The 435-nt window shown below is 32.2% G+C and carries 1 protein-coding gene; it reads left to right on the plus strand.

From position 1 onward, the window contains the following. Positions 1-190 precede the first annotated feature (190 nt). A partial coding sequence (locus KH400_RS21240; protein WP_217228044.1) for a processed acidic surface protein occupies positions 191-435 on the plus strand: 245 nt, incomplete at its 3' end.

The following is a 435-nucleotide window of genomic DNA, read 5'->3' on the forward strand; positions in this document are numbered from 1 at the left end:
TTTCTATATAGCCGAGAGAGGATTCAGGCTATATTTACAATAAATAAATATACTCTTCCCCCTACGCCTAATACTGTATTTCGTCCTTTTCCTTTTTCTTAAAACTACTAAAATTTAGATCTACCATTTATTAAAGTATGAAGTTATAATTATCTAGAAATTTACATTTTTTTATATGGAGGAATGTTATGTGAAAGGCTTGTTCATGTCGTTATTGGTTGTGTTAGGTCTTGTTGTATCTCCACTCTACTCATTTGCAGCGGTTGATAAAACTGAATTGCAAGACTATCTAAATGAAGTTGGTTGGACAAAAGTAGAGCTAGAAGAGTATTTAGACTTTTACGGAGTTACATTGGATGAATTTTATGATTTAGAGGATTTAACTTCATTTTTAGGGCCTGTGTTAACAGAAGATAACTTAGCAGAAGCACTAGC

The sequence above is a fragment of the Desertibacillus haloalkaliphilus genome (assembly GCF_019039105.1).
GTDB lineage: Bacteria > Bacillota > Bacilli > Bacillales > KJ1-10-99 > Desertibacillus > Desertibacillus haloalkaliphilus.